Annotated in this window: 13 protein-coding genes; all 13 read right to left on the reverse strand. The window is 71.3% G+C overall.

Translation table 11 applies throughout. The annotated features are described in order from the left end of the window. Positions 1–21: 21 nt before the first annotated feature. Positions 22–2,232: a primosomal protein N' gene (locus ABEA82_RS27805; protein ID WP_345664433.1), complete on the reverse strand. Its 2,211-nt coding sequence runs from the start codon at positions 2,230–2,232 to the stop codon at positions 22–24. A gap of 110 nt (positions 2,233–2,342) precedes the next feature. Further along, positions 2,343–3,551: a methionine adenosyltransferase gene (gene metK, locus ABEA82_RS27810; protein ID WP_003988943.1), complete on the reverse strand. Its 1,209-nt coding sequence runs from the start codon at positions 3,549–3,551 to the stop codon at positions 2,343–2,345. 238 nt (positions 3,552–3,789) lie between these two features. Further along, positions 3,790–4,992 carry a bifunctional phosphopantothenoylcysteine decarboxylase/phosphopantothenate--cysteine ligase CoaBC gene (gene coaBC / locus ABEA82_RS27815; RefSeq protein ID WP_345664435.1) on the reverse strand — a complete coding sequence of 401 codons (1,203 nt, stop codon included), beginning with the start codon at positions 4,990–4,992 and terminating at the stop codon, positions 3,790–3,792. Between the two features lie 114 nt (positions 4,993–5,106). Next, entirely contained in the window at positions 5,107–5,379 is a 273-nt protein-coding gene (gene rpoZ / locus ABEA82_RS27820; RefSeq protein ID WP_003988945.1) for a DNA-directed RNA polymerase subunit omega, read from the reverse strand. A 71-nt stretch (positions 5,380–5,450) separates the two neighbouring features. Further along, the gene (gmk, locus tag ABEA82_RS27825) at positions 5,451–6,044 is read right to left on the reverse strand and encodes a guanylate kinase (protein ID WP_345664436.1); all 594 of its coding nucleotides are present in this window, start codon (positions 6,042–6,044) and stop codon (positions 5,451–5,453) included. Between the two features lie 58 nt (positions 6,045–6,102). Continuing rightward, positions 6,103–6,426 (reverse strand): integration host factor, encoded by a 324-nt coding sequence (locus tag ABEA82_RS27830; protein ID WP_003977346.1) that lies wholly within the window; start codon positions 6,424–6,426, stop codon positions 6,103–6,105. Positions 6,427–6,714: 288 nt separating this feature from the next. Then, complete coding sequence (gene pyrF, locus ABEA82_RS27835) at positions 6,715–7,560, reverse strand: orotidine-5'-phosphate decarboxylase (protein WP_345664437.1); 846 nt, start codon at positions 7,558–7,560, stop codon at positions 6,715–6,717. Next, entirely contained in the window at positions 7,557–8,663 is a 1,107-nt protein-coding gene (locus ABEA82_RS27840) for a quinone-dependent dihydroorotate dehydrogenase (protein WP_345664438.1), read from the reverse strand. The genes pyrF and ABEA82_RS27840 overlap by 4 nt, the downstream gene beginning before the upstream one ends. A gap of 70 nt (positions 8,664–8,733) precedes the next feature. Continuing rightward, the gene (carB, locus tag ABEA82_RS27845) at positions 8,734–12,042 is read right to left on the reverse strand and encodes a carbamoyl-phosphate synthase large subunit (protein ID WP_345664439.1); all 3,309 of its coding nucleotides are present in this window, start codon (positions 12,040–12,042) and stop codon (positions 8,734–8,736) included. Beyond that, positions 12,035–13,177, reverse strand: a complete 1,143-nt coding sequence (carA, locus tag ABEA82_RS27850) for a glutamine-hydrolyzing carbamoyl-phosphate synthase small subunit (protein ID WP_345664440.1) — start codon at positions 13,175–13,177, stop codon at positions 12,035–12,037. The genes carB and carA overlap by 8 nt, the downstream gene beginning before the upstream one ends. Then, positions 13,174–13,743 carry a PH-like domain-containing protein gene (locus tag ABEA82_RS27855; protein ID WP_345664441.1) on the reverse strand — a complete coding sequence of 190 codons (570 nt, stop codon included), beginning with the start codon at positions 13,741–13,743 and terminating at the stop codon, positions 13,174–13,176. The genes carA and ABEA82_RS27855 overlap by 4 nt, the downstream gene beginning before the upstream one ends. After that, the gene (locus ABEA82_RS27860) at positions 13,740–15,026 is read right to left on the reverse strand and encodes a dihydroorotase (protein WP_345664442.1); all 1,287 of its coding nucleotides are present in this window, start codon (positions 15,024–15,026) and stop codon (positions 13,740–13,742) included. The genes ABEA82_RS27855 and ABEA82_RS27860 overlap by 4 nt, the downstream gene beginning before the upstream one ends. 5 nt (positions 15,027–15,031) lie before the next feature. Beyond that, positions 15,032–16,009, reverse strand: a complete 978-nt coding sequence (locus ABEA82_RS27865) for an aspartate carbamoyltransferase catalytic subunit (RefSeq protein WP_345664443.1) — start codon at positions 16,007–16,009, stop codon at positions 15,032–15,034. Positions 16,010–16,093 lie beyond the last annotated feature (84 nt).

The following is a 16,093-nucleotide window of genomic DNA, read 5'->3' on the forward strand; positions in this document are numbered from 1 at the left end:
TCGCCGGCGCAGCGACCGCGCTCACCCGATGTCGAGCGGATCGATCCGCACCCAGACCGCACTCCCGTTCCCACTGCCCCGAGCACCCGCGCTCCCCCTGGCGCCCGCGCTCCCACTGCCACTCCCCCGGGCCATGCGTGCGGCCTGCGCGGCTTTCAGTGCGGCGGCCAGCGCGGCCCCCCTTCCCGGCGGCACCCTCAGCATCGCCCGTTCCCACTGCTCCCCGGGCGGTGGCGCCCCCGCCCGCCGCGGACGCCCCGCAGTCGTCACGGGCAACGGCACCGGCCCCAGCACCTCGGCCTCCGGCGGCAGTTCGGCCGTACGGAGGAAGTCGGCCACCGCTTCCGGCGGCCCGGACACGGCCGCCATCCGCGACACCGGCGGATAACCCAGCTCCGCCCGCTCGGCCAGTTCCCGCACCGCGTGCCCGACGGGATCCCACCGGACGAGCGCCTGCACGGGGCGCAGCGTCGGCTCCGCCACGACGACCACCGTGCCCCCGGCCGACTGCGGCCGGACGAGCGCCCCGGCCGCGATCCACCGCCGCAGCGCGTCCTCCCCGGCCCGCAGGTCGGGCCGCCCGAGCATGGCCCACCCGTCCAGCAGCAGGGCAGCCGCGTAGCCGCCCTCGGCGACGGGTTCGGCCCCCGGCGTGCTCACCACCAGCGCGGGCGACCCCGGCACGGTGTCGAGCACGTGTTCACGACCCGAGGTCCGCACCGGAACTGCGGGGAAGGCCCGTCCGAGTTCCTCGGCCGTCCGCCGCGCCCCCACGACCGAGGCGCGCAGCCGGAAGGCCCCGCACTCCGGGCAGTGCCAGTCGCTCTCCTCACGGCCGCACCAGCCGCAGCAGAGCGCGCCGCCGTCCCGTGCCTCCAGGGGCCCGGAGCAGTGCCGGCACCGTGCGGGCGCCCGGCAGGCGGCGCACGCCATGCGCGGCACGTAGCCCCGCCGGGGCACCTGCACCAGCACCGGGCCCTGCCGCAGCCCCTCCCTGACCGCCTGCCAGGCGAGCGTGGGCAGCCGGGCGGCCCGGGCGGCCTCGTCCCGCGCGAGGTCTCCGTCCCCGACGGTCCGTACCAGCGGTGCGGCGGCACGTACCTGGTCCCGCCCGGCGACGAGCGGCCGCGCCCACCCGGTCTCGACGAGCTGCGCGGCCTCCACGGTGCAGCCCCAGCCGCCCAGCAGGAAACCGCACTTGTCCTGGGCGGCCCGCAGCAGCAGCACCTCCCGTGCGTGCGGCTGCGGCGCGTGCTGCTCGCTGTGGCTGTCGTCCCCGTCGTCCCACAGGGCGACCAGTCCCAGGTCCTGGACGGGCGCGAACATCGCCGCCCGCGTTCCGATCACGGCCCGGACGGAGCCCCGCCGCACCGCGAGCCACTGGGCGTACCGCTTCTCGGGTCCCGCGTCGGCGGTGAGCACCGCGTGCCGTCCCTCGCCGAGCAGCGCGGTCAGGGCGGCGTCGACGCGGGCCACCGCCCGCCCGTCGGGCAGGACGACGAGCGCTCCGCGTCCGGAGGCCAGGGTCGCCGCGACGGCCCGGGCCAGCTCCTCGCTCCACTGCGGGCCGGGCAACGCGTTCCACACGGCCCGTGGCGCCCCGCCGGAGGCCAGCGACTCAAGGAAGGCCGCTCCCCGCTCGTAACGCTGCCAGGAGCCCGCTCCGGGCGCCTGGGGCGGCGGCTGCGGCGCGGGCGAGGGGCGCTGCTCGGCCCGTGCGTTGCGCGGCGGGACGGCGAGTTGCAGGACGTCGGCGAGGCTGCCCGCGTACCGGTCGGCGACGGCCCGGGCCAGACCCAGCAGTTCCTCGCTCAGCACCCGCTCGGGCGACACGACCTGGGCGAGGGCGGCCAGCGGCCCGGAGTAGTCGGACTCGGGCAGCCGCTCGACGAGGAAGCCGTCGATCAGTCCGCCGCCCTCGCGCCGGCCTTCCCGCACCCGGTGCCGGCCGGCCCCGAACCGCACCCGCACCCGCACGCCCGGCTGGGCCTCGGCGTCCAGCTCCTCGGGCACGGCGTAGTCGAAGTACCGGTCGAGATGGAGCACACCCTTGTCGACGAGCACCCGCGCGACGGGCAGCTCCTTGGCCAGCGCGGCGCCCCGCCACGTCCGCGGCTTGGCCCGGGGCGTCTTGGCCTTCCGCACGCTCTCCCGGATGAGCGCGAGCTGCTCGGGCGGCGCACCCTCCGCACCACCGGCGGCGCCGTCCGCGTGCTCGTTCTCGCTGCTCACGCTTGCATTCTTACCAAATCCCACTGACAGCCGACGGCGCCCGGGAGCGGTGCGGACGCGGCGAGGCCCGGCCCCCGAGGGGAGCCGGGCCTCATGCCGTGGGGGCCTGCTTACAGCCCCGCCGCCTTGCGCAGCGCGTCCACGCGGTCCGTGCGCTCCCAGGTGAACTCGGGAAGCTCACGGCCGAAGTGGCCGTACGCGGCGGTCTGGGAGTAGATCGGGCGGAGCAGGTCGAGGTCGCGGATGATGGCGGCCGGGCGGAGGTCGAAGACCTCGTCGATCGCCTTCTCGATCTTGTCCGTGTCGATCTTGGCGGTGCCGAAGGTCTCGACGAACAGGCCGACCGGCTCGGCCTTGCCGATCGCGTACGCCACCTGGACCTCGCAGCGGGTGGCGAGACCCGCGGCGACCACGTTCTTGGCGACCCAGCGCATCGCGTACGCGGCGGAGCGGTCGACCTTGGACGGGTCCTTGCCGGAGAAGGCGCCGCCGCCGTGGCGGGCCATGCCGCCGTAGGTGTCGATGATGATCTTGCGGCCGGTCAGGCCGGCGTCGCCCATCGGGCCGCCGATCTCGAAACGGCCGGTGGGGTTGACCAGCAGACGGTAGTTCTCGGTGTCGATCTTGATGCCGTCCTCCAGGAGCGCCTTCAGCTCCGGCTCGACGACGAACTCCTTGATGTCCGGAGCCAGGAGCGACTCCAGGTCGATGTCGGAGGCGTGCTGGGAGGAGACGACGACGGTGTCCAGGCGGACCGCCTTGTCACCGTCGTACTCGATGGTGACCTGCGTCTTGCCGTCCGGGCGCAGGTAGGGGATCGTGCCGTTCTTGCGCACGTCGGACAGGCGCTTCGACAGGCGGTGCGCCAGGAAGATCGGCAGCGGCATCAGCGTCGGCGTCTCGTCCGTCGCGTAGCCGAACATCAGGCCCTGGTCGCCCGCGCCCTGCTTGTCCAGCTCGTCCTCGTCGCCCTCGACACGGGACTCGTACGCCGTGTCCACGCCCTGGGCGATGTCCGGGGACTGCGCGCCGATCGACACCGACACGCCGCAGGAGGCGCCGTCGAAGCCCTTCTTCGAGGAGTCGTAGCCGATCTCGAGGATCTTGTTCCGGACCAGCGTCGCGATGTCCGCGTACGTCTTGGTCGTGACCTCGCCGGCCACGTGCACCAGGCCGGTCGTGATCAGGGTCTCGACGGCGACCCGGGAGGCCGGGTCCTCGCGCAGCAGCGCGTCGAGAATGGTGTCGCTGATCTGGTCAGCGATCTTGTCGGGGTGACCCTCGGTCACGGACTCCGAGGTGAACAGGCGACGGGACACAACGCTCCCTGGGGTTGCAGCGGCTGCTGGCTGATCATTGGCGGACGGCGGGGGCTGCACCCTGGCGCCGTCCGTGGAACAGTTTATCGGTCACGCTTCGGCCACGGTCCCCCTGTCTCGACACTCGGAAGCGCCGTGACCTGCGGCACGGGCATTCTGCCCAATGCCGAGCGGCATTGACCAGAGGCGCCACGCGCCGTTCGGCCGGGTTTCACCGGGGCGCAGGGTGACGGAAACATCAGCGGAGGCGCTCGGCGACCAGGTCCCACACCGTCTCGGCCAGGGCTTCCTTGGGGCCGTACGGCACCGGGGTCTCACTGCCGTCGGCGCCGAGCACAACGGCCTCGTTCTCCTCAGAACCGAAGGTCTTGCGCTCGCCCACCTCGTTCACCACGAGCAGATCGCACCCCTTGCGCTTCAGCTTCGCGCGGCCGTTGGCCAGCACCTCGTCGGTCTCCGCGGCGAAGCCGACGACCACCTGCGCGGGGCGCGCGCGGTCGGCGGAGATCTCCGCGAGGATGTCCGGATTCCGCACCAGAGTGACCGGCTCCGGCTCCTGGTCGTCCTTCTTCTTGATCTTCCCGGCCGCGTACGCCGCCGGACGGAAGTCCGCCACGGCCGCCGCCATCACCACCGCGTCGGCGTCGGCGGCGGCCTTGAGCACCGCCTCGCGCAGCTGCACGGCGGTCCCCACGGGGACGACGTCCACGCCGGCCGGGTCCGGCAGGGCGCTGTTGGCCGCGACCAGCGTGACGCGGGCGCCGCGGGCGGCGGCGGTGCGGGCGAGGGCGTAGCCCTGCTTGCCGGAGGAGCGGTTGCCGAGGAACCGGACGGGGTCCAGGGGCTCGCGGGTGCCGCCGGCGCTGACCACCACATGCCGGCCCTTCAGGTCCGGCTCGGTCACACCCCGGGCCAGTACCCGGCGGCAGACCTCGAAGATCTCGCCCGGGTCGGGCAGCCGGCCCTTTCCGGTGTCCACGCCGGTGAGGCGGCCCACGGCCGGTTCGATGACGAGGGCGCCGCGGCGGCGCAGCGTCGCCACGTTCTCCTGGGTGGCCGGGTGCTCCCACATCTCCGTGTGCATCGCGGGGGCGAAGACGACAGGGCAGCGGGCGGTGAGCAGCGTGTTGGTGAGGAGGTCGTCGGCGAGGCCGTGGGCGGCCTTCGCGAGCATGTCGGCGGTGGCCGGGGCGACGACGACGAGGTCGGCGTGCTGCCCGATGCGGACGTGCGGGACCTCGTGCACGTCGTCCCACACCTCCGTGGAGACCGGGTGGCCGGAGAGCGCGGACCAGGTGGCGGCGCCGACGAAGTGCAGCGCGGAGGCCGTGGGCACCACGCGCACGTCGTGGCCCGATTCCGTCAGCCGCCGCAGCAGCTCACAGGCCTTGTACGCGGCGATGCCGCCACTGACCCCCAGAACGACCTTCGGCTTGTCCACGTCTCTCCCCGGACCTCGGCGACCTGCACAACGTACGACTCCATGACACACCACAGGCCCGGCAGTCGACCTGCCGGGCCTGTGGAAAAGTCAGCGTCAAGCTGCACATACTACTTACTGCGCCGGGCCCTCGACAGCCTCGGACGTCAGCAGACCCGCGTTGATCTCGCGGAGGGCGATCGAGAGCGGCTTCTCGTGGACGTGGGTGTCGACGAGGGGACCGACGTACTCGAGGAGGCCCTCGCCGAGCTGCGAGTAGTACGCGTTGATCTGGCGGGCCCGCTTGGCCGCGTAGATCACGAGGCTGTACTTCGAGTCCGTGGCCTCGAGGAGCTCGTCGATCGGCGGGTTGATGATGCCCTCGGGCGCGGAGATGGAAGAGGACACGCTCTACCTTCCGATGGATGGGAAAGATTCTGTCGAGCTGATCAGCGAGATCCGATAGCGATCAGCGATGGTCATACGACGTCCATCAAGGCTAGCAGCTCGCGAGCCACGTCCTCGACGGAGGTGTTGACCAGGGTCGTGTCGAACTCGGGCTCGGCGGCCAGCTCGATCTTCGCCGCATCGAGCCGTCGCTCGATCACCTCGGGCGGTTCGGTACCCCGCCCGGTGAGCCTGCGCACCAGTTCCTCCCAGGAGGGAGGAGCCAGGAACACCAGCTGGGCCTCGGGCATCGACTCCCGGACCAGACGGGCGCCCTGCAGGTCGATCTCGAGGAGTACGGGCTCGCCCTTCTCCAGGCGCTCCTGCACGGCCGCGCGCGGCGTGCCGTAGCGGTTGCCGGCGAACTCGGCCCACTCCAGCAGCTCGCCGTTGGCGATCAGCTTGTCCATCTCGTCGTCGGCGACGAAGAAGTAGTGGACTCCGTGCTTCTCGCCGGGGCGGGGCTTGCGGGTCGTCGCCGACACCGAGAGCCAGACCTCGGGATGTTCCTTGCGCATATGAGCGACGACCGTGCTCTTGCCGACCCCGGAGGGGCCGGAGAGCACGGTCAGCCGCGGACGTACGTCCGGGGGTACGGGGGACGTCCCCCGGGGTGTTGCAGCCATGCAGCGATTATCCAGCAATCCCGGAGTGCCCGGGACTCGCTTCCCCGGAGTGCCCGGTTCAGGAGCCGGTGCTGCCGAACTCGCGCTCCAGGGAGGCGATCTGGTTGGAACCGAGGCCGCGCACGCGGCGGCTCTCGGAGATACCGAGTCGCTCCATGATCTGCTTGGCGCGGACCTTGCCCACGCCCGGCAGGGACTCAAGGAGAGCGGAGACCTTCATCTTGCCGATGACGTCGTTCTCCTGGCCCTGCTTGATGACCTCGTGAAGGGAGGCGCCGGAGTGCTTGAGTCGATTCTTGACCTCGGCCCGCTCCCGGCGAGCCGCGGCGGCCTTTTCGAGCGCGGCTGCGCGCTGTTCAGGGGTAAGGGGCGGAAGAGCCACGCCTACGTCACCTCGGATGTCGAACTGTCGGATACGGACCGGTGAGGAACCTAGTCGCCCCACACCTGGGGAGCCACGAGCAACACGCTTGCCCGTTCACTCTCGTCGGAGACTAGCGGGCAAGTCCGCCAGAGTCAGCGAGAACAGCGGAAAAGTCCTGGTCAGCCTTCATCTGAACGGACATTTAGGACATACTTCCCTGGATTTGAGGATGTATTCAGCTTCAAGCGTGTCCCGGGCCACTCATCGGAGGTCTCGGGAGAAGACCAGGAGGAGGCACGGATGAGGTCAGGAGGCAGCCACGGCGTGACGGATCTCCTCCGCGAAGCGCTCCGCGGCGTCACGCAGAGCGACCGCGTCGGGACCGTGGCGTAGCACTCCCCGGCTGACGTTCGGCACCACGTTGCGCACCGCCGCGCCGAAGACCCCGGGAAGATCGGCCGGCGTGGCGCCCTGGGCGCCGATACCGGGAGCGAGAAGCGGGCCGTTGATGTCCAGGTCGTACGACGACAGGTCCCCGAGGGTGGCACCGACGACCGCGCCGAAGGATCCCAGGGGCTCCTCCCCCGCGTTCTCGACGGACAGGTGCGCGAGCATCGTCGCTCCGACGTTCCGGCCGTCGGCCCGCACCGCGTGCTGGACCTCGCCGCCCTCCGGGTTGGAGGTCAGCGCCAGCACGAACAGCCCCGCGCCGCTCTCCCGGGCCAGCGCGACGGCCGGGCTGAGCGAGCCGTAGCCGAGGTACGGCGAGACCGTCAGCGCGTCGGAGAAGAGCGGGGCGTCCTTGTGCAGGAAGGACTCCGCGTACGCGGCCATGGTCGAGCCGATGTCGCCGCGCTTGGCGTCCATCACGACCAGCGCGCCCGCCGCCCGCGCCTCGGCCACCGACGTCTCCAGGACGGCGAGCCCGCGCGAGCCGAAGCGCTCGAAGAACGCGCTCTGCGGCTTGAGCACGGCGACCCGGTCGGCCACCGCCTCGACGACCGTGCGGCTGAACCGCTCCAGGCCCGTCACGTCGTCGTTCAGACCCCACTCGGCGAGCAGGGAGGCGTGCGGGTCGATCCCGACGCACAGCGGGCCGCGCTCGTCCATGGCCCGGCGAAGGCGGGCACCGAAGGGTGCGAGACCACTCATGCCGTCTTCCTCACGTCGGCGCCCACCGCGTCGGCGAGCGTGGCGTACGGGCTGGTGCGCAGGCGCGCGGCGAGCCCCTTGTGGATGGCCCGGCTCCAGAAGGGCCCCTCGTAGACGAAGGCGCTGTAGCCCTGCACCAGCGTGGCACCGGCGAGGATGCGCTGCCAGGCGTCCTCGGCGTTCTCGACGCCGCCGACGCCCACCAGGGTCATCCGGTCGCCCACGCGCGCGTAGAGGCGGCGCAGGACCTCCAGGGAGCGTTCCTTCAGGGGTGCGCCGGACAGGCCGCCGGTCTCCTCGACCAGGGAGGGGTCGGACGTGAGGCCGAGGCCGTCGCGCGCGATGGTGGTGTTCGTGGCGATGATGCCGTCGAGGCCGAGTTCCACGGCGAGGTCGGCGACCGCGTCGACGTCCTCGTCGGCGAGGTCCGGCGCGATCTTGACCAGGAGCGGGACGCGCCGCGCGGACACCATGCGGTCGGCGGCCTCGCGGACGGCGCTCAGCAGGGGGCGCAGGGCCTCCGTGGCCTGGAGGTTGCGCAGACCCGGCGTGTTCGGCGAGGAGACGTTGACCACCAGGTAGTCGGCGTACGGCGCCAGCCGCTCGGCGGACTTCACGTAGTCCGCGACGGCCTCCTCCTCCGGTACGACCTTGGTCTTGCCGATGTTGACGCCGACCACGGTCCTGAAGACGGGCGTGCGGGAGGCCAGGCGGGCGGCGACCCGGAGCGAGCCGTCGTTGTTGAAGCCCATGCGGTTGATCAGCGCCCGGTCCTCGACCAGCCGGAACAGCCGCTGCTTGGGGTTGCCGGGCTGCGGTTCACCGGTCACGGTGCCGATCTCGACGTGGTCGAAGCCGAGCATCGCCATGCCGTCGATGCCGACGGCGTTCTTGTCGAAGCCGGCGGCGAGCCCGAAGGGGCCGTGCATCCGCAGTCCGAAGGCCTCGGTGCGCAGCTCCTTGTGGCGGGGCGCGAGGGCGGCCGCGAGGAAGGTGCGCAAGCCGGGGACGCGGGCGGCCAGGCGGATCCAGCGGAAGGCGAGGTGGTGGGCCTGCTCCGGGTCCAGCCGCTTGAAGAACAGGCTGAAGAAGATTCGGTACATGGTGTCCTCACGAGGACGTGCTGTCCTCACGAAGAGGGGGACACCGTTTCCGGTGTCCCCCTCGGGGCTGCTAGTCGCGGGCCGCGGTCAGGTGTTCCGCGTGTTCCTGGAGCGATCGGACGCTCACGTCGCCGCGGTTGAGGGCGTCGATGCCCTGGACCGCCGCCGCGAGCGCCTGGACCGTCGTCAGGCAGGGCACCGAGCGCGCCACCGCCGCCGTACGGATGTCGTAGCCGTCGAGGCGGCCACCGGTGCCGTACGGGGTGTTGACGATCAGGTCGACCTCGCCGTCGTGGATGAGCTGGACGATGGTCTTCTCGCCGTTCGGGCCGGTGCCCTCGGACTGCTTGCGCACGACGGTGGCGTTGATGCCGTTGCGCTTGAGGACCTCGGCGGTGCCGGAGGTGGCGAGCAGCTCGAAGCCGTGCGCGACGAGCTCGCGCGCCGGGAAGATCATCGAGCGCTTGTCGCGGTTGGCGACCGAGATGAAGGCGCGGCCCTTGGTGGGCAGCGGGCCGTAGGCGCCCGCCTGCGACTTGGCGTACGCCGTGCCGAAGACGGAGTCGATGCCCATGACCTCGCCCGTGGAACGCATCTCCGGGCCGAGGACCGTGTCGACGCCGCGGCCGTGGATGTCGCGGAAGCGCGACCACGGCATCACGGCCTCCTTGACGGAGATCGGCGCGTCCAGCGGCAGCTCACCGCCGTCGCCGGTGGCCGGGAGCAGGCCCTCGGCGCGCAGCTCGGCGATCGTGGCGCCCAGCGAGATCCGGGCGGCGGCCTTGGCCAGCGGCACCGCCGTCGCCTTCGAGGTGAAGGGGACGGTCCGGGAGGCGCGTGGGTTGGCCTCCAGGACGTAGAGAATGTCGCCCGCGAGCGCGAACTGGATGTTGATCAGGCCGCGGACGCCGACGCCCTTCGCGATGCCCTCCGTGGAGGCCCGCAGGCGCTTGATGTCGAAGCCGCCGAGCGTGATCGGGGGCAGGGCGCACGCCGAGTCGCCGGAGTGGATGCCGGCCTCCTCGATGTGCTCCATGACGCCGCCGAGGTACAGCTCGTGCCCGTCGTAGAGCGCGTCGACGTCGATCTCGATCGCGTCGTCGAGGAACCGGTCGACCAGGACCGGCCGGGAGGGGCTGATCTCGGTCGACTCGGCGATGTACGCCTCCAGGCGTGTCTCGTCGTAGACGATCTCCATGCCGCGCCCGCCGAGGACGTAGGAGGGGCGGACCAGGACCGGGTAGCCGATCTCGTCGGCGATGGCCTTGGCCTCGGCGAACGTGGTGGCGGTGCCGTGCTTGGGGGCCGGGAGACCGGCCTCCTTGAGGACCCGTCCGAAGGCGCCCCGGTCCTCGGCGGCGTGGATGGCCTCCGGGGAGGTGCCGACGATCGGCACGCCGTTGTCCTTCAGCGCCTGCGACAGGCCCAGCGGGGTCTGGCCGCCGAGCTGGACGACGACGCCCGCCACGGGTCCGGCCTGCTGCTCGGCGTGCACGATCTCCAGCACGTCTTCCAGCGTCAGCGGCTCGAAGTACAGACGGTCGGAGGTGTCGTAGTCCGTGGAGACGGTCTCCGGGTTGCAGTTGACCATCACCGTCTCGTAGCCGGCGTCGCTCAGCGCGAAGGAGGCGTGGACGCAGGAGTAGTCGAACTCGATGCCCTGGCCGATGCGGTTCGGGCCGGAGCCCAGGATGATGACGGCCGGCTTCTCGCGCGGCGCGACCTCCGTCTCCTCGTCGTAGGAGGAGTAGAAGTACGGCGTCTTCGCGGCGAACTCGGCGGCGCAGGTGTCGACCGTCTTGTAGACCGGGCGGATGCCGAGTGCGTGCCGGACCTCGCGGACGACGTCCTCGCGCAGGCCGCGGATCTCACCGATCTGCGTGTCGGAGAAGCCGTGCCGCTTGGCCTCGGCGAGCAGGTAGGCGGTCAGCTCGGGCGCCTCCGCCAGCTCGTCGGCGATCTCCTTGATCAGGAAGAGCTGGTCGACGAACCAGGGGTCGATCTTCGTGAAGTCGAAGATCTCCTCGGGCGTGGCACCCGCGCGGATGGCCTGCATGACGGTGTTGATCCGGCCGTCGGTGGGCCGGACCGCCTCGCGGAGCAGCTCGTCCTTGTCGCCGGGCTCGCCGACGAAGGTGAACTGGCTGCCCTTCTTCTCCAGCGAGCGCAGGGCCTTCTGGAAGGCCTCGGTGAAATTGCGGCCGATGGCCATGGCCTCGCCGACCGACTTCATAGTGGTGGTGAGGGTGGAGTCGGCCTGCGGGAACTTCTCGAAGGCGAAGCGCGGGGCCTTCACGACCACGTAGTCGAGCGTCGGCTCGAAGGAGGCCGGGGTCTCCTGCGTGATGTCGTTCGGGATCTCGTCGAGCGTGTAGCCGACGGCGAGCTTGGCTGCGATCTTGGCGATCGGGAAGCCGGTCGCCTTGGAGGCGAGCGCCGAGGAGCGCGAAACGCGCGGGTTCATCTCGATGACGATCACACGACCGTCCTCGGGGTTCACCGCGAACTGGATGTTGCAGCCGCCGGTGTCGACGCCGACCTCGCGGATCACGGCGATGCCGATGTCGCGCAGGGTCTGGTACTCGCGGTCGGTGAGCGTCATCGCCGGCGCGACGGTGATCGAGTCGCCGGTGTGCACGCCCATGGGGTCGAAGTTCTCGATGGAGCAGACGACCACGACGTTGTCGTGCTTGTCGCGCATCAGCTCCAGCTCGTACTCCTTCCAGCCGAGGATGGACTCCTCCAGGAGCACCTCGGTGGTCGGCGAGAGCGTGAGGCCCTGGCCGGCGATGCGGCGCAGCTCCTCCTCGTCGTGGGCGAAGCCGGAGCCGGCGCCGCCCATGGTGAAGGACGGGCGGACGACGACCGGGTAGCCGCCGAGGGTCTCGACGCCCTGGAGCACGTCGTCCATGGAGTGGCAGATGACCGAGCGGGCGGACTCGCCGTGCCCGATCTTGCCGCGGACGGCCTCGACGACCTCCTTGAAGAGGTCGCGGTCCTCGCCCTTGTTGATGGCCTCGACGTTGGCGCCGATGAGCTCGACGCCGTACTTCTCCAGGGTGCCCGCCTCGTGCAGCGAGATGGCCGTGTTGAGGGCCGTCTGGCCGCCCAGGGTGGGCAGCAGCGCGTCGGGGCGCTCCTTGGCGATGATCTTCTCGACGAACTCGGGGGTGATCGGCTCCACGTAGGTGGCGTCGGCGATCTCGGGGTCGGTCATGATCGTCGCCGGGTTGGAGTTCACCAGGACGACCCTGAGGCCCTCGGATTTCAGGACGCGGCACGCCTGGGTGCCGGAGTAGTCGAACTCGGCGGCCTGGCCGATGACGATCGGGCCGGAGCCGATGACCAGGACGGACTGGATATCGGTGCGCTTAGGCACGCTGGCCCTCCATCAGGGATACGAAGCGGTCGAACAGGTAGGCGGCGTCGTGCGGGCCGGCTGCCGCTTCGGGGTGGTACTGGACGCTGAAGGCGGGGCGGTCGAGGAGCTGGAGCCCCTCCACCACGTTGTCGTTCAGGCAGACGTGCGACACCTCGGCGCGGCCGAACGGGGTCTCGGAGACCTGGTCGAGCGGGGCGTCGACGGCGAAGCCGTGGTTGTGGGCGGTGACCTCGACCTTGCCGGTCGTACGGTCCTGCACCGGCTGGTTGATGCCGCGGTGGCCGTACTTCAGCTTGTAGGTGCCGAAGCCGAGCGCGCGGCCGAGGATCTGGTTGCCGAAGCAGATGCCGAACAGCGGCGTGCCCCGCTCCAGGATCCCCCGCATCACCGAGACGGGGTGGTCGGCGGTGGCCGGGTCGCCCGGGCCGTTGGAGAAGAACACGCCGTCCGGGTTGACCGCGTACACGTCCTCGACGGTCGCGGTCGCCGGGAGCACGTGCACCTCGATGCCGCGCTCGGCCATGCGGTGCGGGGTCATGCCCTTGATGCCGAGGTCGACGGCGGCGACGGTGAACTTCTTCTCGCCGAGGGCGGGCACGACGTACGCCTCGGTGGTGGCGACCTCGGCGGAGAGGTCGGCGCCCTTCATCTGCGGGGCTTCCTGGACGCGGGCGAGGAGCGCGCCGTCGTCCTGGAGGGCGTCGCCGCTGAAGATGCCGACGCGCATGGCGCCGCGCTCGCGCAGGTGCCGGGTGAGGGCGCGGGTGTCGATGCCGGAGATGCCGACCACGCCCTGGGCGGCGAGCTCCTCGTCCAGGGTGCGCCGGGAGCGCCAGTTGGACGGCACGCGCGCGGGGTCGCGGACGACGTACCCGGAGACCCAGATGCGCTTGGACTCGGGGTCCTCGTCGTTCACACCGGTGTTGCCGACGTGCGGGGCCGTCATCACCACGACCTGGCGGTGGTACGACGGGTCGGTGAGGGTCTCCTGGTAGCCGGTCATGCCGGTGGAGAAGACCGCCTCGCCGAAGGTCTCCCCCACGGCCCCGTAGGCGCGGCCGCGGAAGATCCGGCCGTCCTCCAGGACGAGTACGGCGGGAGTCTTGGTGGCTCCCCTGGTGGAGGTGGTCATCGTTCGGCGCCTTCCCTGGTGTTCGTTTCGATCATGGAGTTGACGTTCTCGACCCACTCGTGGTGCTCGGCCGCGTGGTCGGAGCGGAACCCGGAGTCGATCAGCCGGTCGCCGTGCGCCCAGGTGACGATCAGCAGGCCGCCCTCGGTGAGCACCTTGCCGGCGATGCCCTTGTCGAGGCGGGCCTCACGGAGCTGCGCGGCCGGGACGAAGAAGTCGCTCGCCCCGGGGCGTACGACGTCCAGTCCGGCGTCCGTGAGGGTCAGCTCGGCACGGCTGCGGGTGCCCAGGCCGTGCGCCACGATCCGGTCGAGCCACTGCCCGGCGGTGGTGGAGCCGTGGTAGCGGCCGCTCATGGTGAGCCTGGCCGGTCCCGTCTCGTCGGGGGTGGTGGGCAGCTCGGGCAGGTCGCCCTGGAGGGTGCCGCGCCACTTCCAGCCCTCGCGCATCAGCCAGTAGACGAGCGCGACGAACAGGGCGAGGCCGACGACCCAGCCGATGCGGGCGGCCCAGTCGGTCACTTGCGCCGATTCCTTCTCGGCGGCCAGCAGGAGTACAGGTGTCACGTGAGCTTCCCGTCGACGAGCGTGGCCTTGCCCCGCAGCCACGTGTGCGTCACACGGCCCGGCAGCTCGCGACCCTCGTAGGGGGTGTTGCGGCTGCGCGAGGCGAAGCCCGCGGGTTCCACCAGCCCACGGTATGCCGTGTCGACGAGGGTGAGGTTGGCGGGCTCACCTGCCGAGACGGGACGTCCGTGGCCCGTGGCCTGTCCGATCTGCGCGGGCTTGAAGGACATCCGGTCGGCGACGCCGGCCCAGTCCAGAAGACCCGTCTCGACCATGGTCTCCTGCACCACTGACAACGCCGTCTCCAGGCCGACCATGCCCATGGCGGCCGCGGCCCACTCGCAGTCCTTGTCCTCGTGCGGGTGCGGGGCGTGGTCGGTGGCGACGATGTCGATCGTGCCGTCGGCGAGCGCCTCGCGCAGTGCCATGACGTCACGCTCGGTGCGCAGCGGCGGGTTGACCTTGTAGACGGGGTTGTACGTCCGCACCAGCTCGTCGGTGAGGAGCAGGTGGTGGGGGGTGACCTCGGCGGTGACGGCGATGCCGCGGGACTTGGCCCAGCGGACGATCTCGACGGACCCGGCGGTCGACAGGTGGCAGATGTGGACGCGGGAGCCGACGTGCTCGGCGAGCAGGACATCCCGGGCGATGATCGATTCTTCGGCCACCGCCGGCCAGCCCCCGAGCCCGAGCTCGGCGGAGACGACGCCCTCGTTCATCTCGGCGCCCTCGGTCAGCCGCGGCTCCTGCGCGTGCTGGGCGATCACGCCGCCGAAGGCCTTCACGTACTCCAGGGACCGGCGCATGATCACGGCGTCGTGGACGCACTTGCCGTCGTCGGAGAAGACGGTGACCCCGGCGGCCGACTCGTGCATGGCGCCCAGCTCGGCGAGCTTCCTGCCCTCGAGGCCGACGGTGACGGCACCGATCGGCTGGACGTCGCAGTAGCCGTGTTCCTTGCCGAGCCGCCAGACCTGCTCGACGACACCGGCGGTGTCGGCGACCGGGAAGGTGTTGGCCATGGCGAACACGGTGGTGTAGCCGCCGGAGGCGGCGGCCCGGGTGCCGGTGAGGACGGTCTCGGAGTCCTCCCGGCCGGGCTCGCGCAGGTGGGTGTGCAGGTCGACCAGGCCCGGCAGCAGCACCTTGCCCTCGGCCTCGACGACCTCGGCGCCCTCGGCGGTCAGTCCCGTGCCCACCTCCGCGATGGTCCCGCCGTCGATCAGCACGTCCTGCGGTTCGCCGCCCAGCACCTTCGCACCACGGATCAGGATCTTGCTCATGGGTCTTACTTCTCCTCGGTACGGGGGTGGGTGACGGCGGGCTCGTTCCCACCGAGCAGCAGGTACAGGACGGCCATCCGGACGGACACTCCGTTGGTGACCTGCTCGACGACGGTGCAGCGGTCGGAGTCGGCGACCTCGGCGGTGATCTCCATGCCGCGGACCATCGGGCCGGGGTGCATCACGACGGCGTGCTCGGGCATGCGTGCCATGCGGTCGCCGTCGAGGCCGTAGCGCCGGGAGTACTCGCGCTCGGTCGGGAAGAAGGCGGCGTTCATGCGCTCGCGCTGGACCCGCAGCATCATCACCGCGTCGGACTTGGAGAGGGTGCTGTCGAGGTCGTACGACACCTCGCAGGGCCAGGCCTCGATGCCGACGGGCAGCAGGGTGGGCGGGGCGACGAGGGTGACCTCGGCGCCGAGGGTGTGCAGCAGGTCGACGTTGGAGCGGGCGACCCGGCTGTGCAGGACGTCGCCGACGATCGTGATGCGCCGGCCCGCGAGGTCCTGGCCGAGGCCGGCGTCCGGGCCGATCAGGCGGCGGCGCATGGTGAAGGCGTCCAGCAGGGCCTGGGTGGGGTGCTGGTGGGTGCCGTCGCCGGCGTTGACGACGGCCGCGTCGATCCAGCCGGAGTTCGCCAGCCGGTACGGGGCGCCCGAGGCGCCGTGCCGGATGACCACGGCGTCGACGCCCATGGCCTCCAGCGTCTGGGCGGTGTCCTTCAGGGACTCGCCCTTGGAGACGCTGGAGCCCTTGGCGGAGAAGTTGATGACGTCCGCGGACAGCCGCTTCTCGGCGGCCTCGAAGGAGATCCGGGTCCGGGTGGAGTCCTCGAAGAAGAGATTGACGATCGTGCGGCCGCGCAGGGTCGGCAGCTTCTTGATCGGCCGGTCGGCCACCCGGGCCATCTCCTCGGCGGTGTCGAGGATCAGGACGGCGTCGTCGCGGGTGAGGTCGGCGGCCGAGATGAGATGACGCTGCATCTGTCAGGCTCCGTAAGGCAGTTCAGGAGAATGGGGGCAGACGGGCGCGCGAAGGCGCACTGAGCCGGCGTACACCGACGGCGT

The organism is Streptomyces venetus (genome assembly GCF_039540295.1).
GTDB lineage: Bacteria > Actinomycetota > Actinomycetes > Streptomycetales > Streptomycetaceae > Streptomyces > Streptomyces venetus.

Excerpts from the sequence above, each read along its gene's own strand:
- carA (WP_345664440.1), bottom strand. The coding sequence starts at position 13,177 with ATGACCACCTCCACCAGGGGAGCCACCAAGACTCCCGCCGTACTCGTC.
- gmk (WP_345664436.1), bottom strand. The coding sequence starts at position 6,044 with ATGGCTGCAACACCCCGGGGGACGTCCCCCGTACCCCCGGACGTACGT.
- ABEA82_RS27865 (WP_345664443.1), bottom strand. The coding sequence starts at position 16,009 with ATGCAGCGTCATCTCATCTCGGCCGCCGACCTCACCCGCGACGACGCC.
- ABEA82_RS27860 (WP_345664442.1), bottom strand. The coding sequence starts at position 15,026 with ATGAGCAAGATCCTGATCCGTGGTGCGAAGGTGCTGGGCGGCGAACCG.
- ABEA82_RS27840 (WP_345664438.1), bottom strand. The coding sequence starts at position 8,663 with ATGTACCGAATCTTCTTCAGCCTGTTCTTCAAGCGGCTGGACCCGGAG.
- pyrF (WP_345664437.1), bottom strand. The coding sequence starts at position 7,560 with ATGAGTGGTCTCGCACCCTTCGGTGCCCGCCTTCGCCGGGCCATGGAC.